General features: G+C 37.3%; 4 protein-coding genes and 1 pseudogene. All 5 read left to right on the top strand.

The genetic code is table 11. From position 1 onward, the window contains the following. Positions 1-25: 25 nt before the first annotated feature. Complete coding sequence (locus tag ACFIO3_RS11315; protein WP_375607543.1) at positions 26-640, top strand: hypothetical protein; 615 nt, start codon at positions 26-28, stop codon at positions 638-640. A gap of 3 nt (positions 641-643) precedes the next feature. Next, entirely contained in the window at positions 644-1,108 is a 465-nt protein-coding gene (locus ACFIO3_RS11310) for a hypothetical protein (RefSeq protein ID WP_375607542.1), read from the top strand. Between the two features lie 5 nt (positions 1,109-1,113). Then, positions 1,114-1,569, top strand: a complete 456-nt coding sequence (locus ACFIO3_RS11305) for a hypothetical protein (RefSeq protein WP_375704480.1) — start codon at positions 1,114-1,116, stop codon at positions 1,567-1,569. 73 nt (positions 1,570-1,642) lie between these two features. Beyond that, positions 1,643-2,470 carry a phage recombination protein Bet gene (bet, locus tag ACFIO3_RS11300; protein ID WP_375704479.1) on the top strand — a complete coding sequence of 276 codons (828 nt, stop codon included), beginning with the start codon at positions 1,643-1,645 and terminating at the stop codon, positions 2,468-2,470. A gap of 1 nt (position 2,471) precedes the next feature. Next, a pseudogene (locus tag ACFIO3_RS11295) lies at positions 2,472-2,590 on the top strand (exonuclease); the annotation flags it as partial.

Below are 2,590 nucleotides of genomic sequence, written 5' to 3'. Positions count from 1 at the left end.
AAGCATGCATTAAAGGAAACAAACCATGGAAAAAAAATACGAAATGACTGATGAAACAATCGAAGTTGGGGGCAAAATCCTTCACCGTATACGTGCTTTAAGAAACTTTGGTGATGTCGAGAAAGGCAACCTAGGAGGCTATATCGAGAAAGAAGACAATCTAAGTCATGATGGCAATTGCTGGGTAGGTGATGATGCAAAAGTCTATGGTTATGCCAAGGTTTTTGATGATGCACATGTTTATGGGAATGCTCGTGTAGATGGTTATGCAAGAGTTTATGACAAAGCCAAGGTTTATGGTGATGCTTATATTTATAACATTGCTGATATTTACGAAAATGCATGTGTTTTTGGTAGTGCATCTGTTACCGGAGAAACTAATATTTTTGGTAATGCGCAGATTTTTGGACATGCTCGTGTTTTTGCCAGTGCACAAATCTACGAAAATGCACAAGTTTCCGGTGGTGCATTTATTAGTGGAAAAGCTGAAATTTATGGAAATGCTAAAATCTATGACAGTCCATTGATTTCCATCAGAGCAAAAGTTGGGGGAAATGCCAAAATCTGTGGTGATGCATTTATTCATGGAAACGCAGAGATCATCAATGATAAAATCATCACAACGGGCATGAGGCAATAAACCATGGAAAAAAAATACGAATTAACTGATAAAATGACCAATGAATATGGACATACGCTTTACCGTATTCGTGCACTGAGAGACTTTGGATATGTCAAAAAAGGTGACCTAGGCGGTTTTATAGAAAAAGAGAGCAACTTAAGCCATAAGAGAGACTGTTGGATTTTTGGCAATGCAAGGGTTTACGGTAATGCCAAAGTTTATGATGATGCCCGTGTTTATGGGAATGCACAAATTTCTGGAAATGCACAAGTTTTTGATTATGCCGAAGTTGGTGGTGCTGATGTTGGAGATAATGCCAAGGTTTTTGACTATGCGCGGATTTATGGGAATTCTGTTATAGGGGAAAGTGTACACGTTTACGGAAATGCTAAAATTTACAATCAAGCATATATTTGCTGTCGTGTAGACATTGCTGGAAATTGTAAAATTAGTGGCTCCACCCTAATCGTAGAACGTAAGAAATAGTAACCATGAAAAAATATGAACTAACTGATGAGACAATTGAGTTTGATGGATACCTTACGCTTTACCGCATACGTGCATTAAAAGATTTTGCTGATGTTAAAGCAGGCGACCTTGGCGGCTTTGTAGAGTATGAAGACAATTTAAGTCAAAAAGACGATTGCTGGATTTATAATGATGCCAAAGCATATTTTTGTGCCAAGATTTACGATAGTGCTAAGGTTTATGATAACGCACAAATTGCTGATTGTGCCGAGATTTTTGGCAATGCAAAAATTTATAATAACGTCAAAATATACAATGGTCATATTTTTGGAAACACGCAAATTTATGGAAATGTAATTATTGATAACTATTCAAGAATTTATGGCGATGTAAGAATTTATGATAATTCAGAAGTTTGTAAACAAACTATGACCGCCCAGAACGGTGACTCTTCAACAGAGGACGACGTTCCTTTCTAACAACACAAACCAACTTTTAACACATGCGTGATTCACGCCACGGGGGAATTGCGCGCAAATCAAGGAAACAATAATGACAAATTCTACTTTTTTAAAAGAAATGGCAGGAAAATATGGATTTTCTGCTGAAGAATTTCGAACCACAATCATAAAAACTTGTATTGGAGATAAAAATGCTAATGCCATCACTGATGCAGAATTTGCCGTTTTTCTTTTTGTTGCCAATACTTATGGACTTAACCCATTAACAAAAGAAATCTATGCATTCCCTAAAAAAGGCGGCGGTATCATACCCGTTGTTTCTATTGATGGGTGGATAAAGATCATCAAATCAAATCCTGACTTTGATGGCATGACCTTTCAAGATCAACTCGATAAAGACGGGAATCTCATTGCTATCAAATGTGCTATTCGTCTCAAAGGCATTAAAGACCCTATCGAAGTCACAGAATATCTCAAAGAATGCGAACAAGACAAAAGTGAACCTTGGAAAAAATATCCAGCACGTATGTTGCGCCATAAAGCTACTATACAGTGTGCTCGCTATGCTTTCGGGCTTTCCGGTATTTATGAAGAAGATGAAGCAAAACGTATCAATGAAACAAACCATAACGTACAAACGAAGTTAGTTTCTTATGATGTGCTTATGCAAATCAAACAATTAATAAACATCACTCAAACAGAAGAAGAAAAAGTGCTTGATTATGCACAAGTCGACAGGCTTGAAGATCTTCCTGATGAAGTAGCACAAAGGATTTTGGATGTTTTGCAAAAGAGACAGCATGAAAAAGAACAATCTTTCCTACAACAAAAGCAAATAGAGGCGCCTATACAAGATGCCGAATATATTCACGTCCAAGATATCGAATATGGACCACAAGAACAAAGAACGGCGGTGTGAGATGGAACAAAGAACAGCAGAATGGTTCCAAGCACGCTTGGGTAAAGTCACCGCATCAAACATTTACAACATACTCAATAAAACTACAAAAGGATTGCCTACGAGCAAATATGAAGACTA

Source organism: Bartonella sp. AD328YNZD (genome assembly GCF_042196425.1).
The sequence above is the reverse complement of the archived record's forward strand: the minus strand, read 5'-3'. Positions and strand labels throughout refer to the sequence as shown.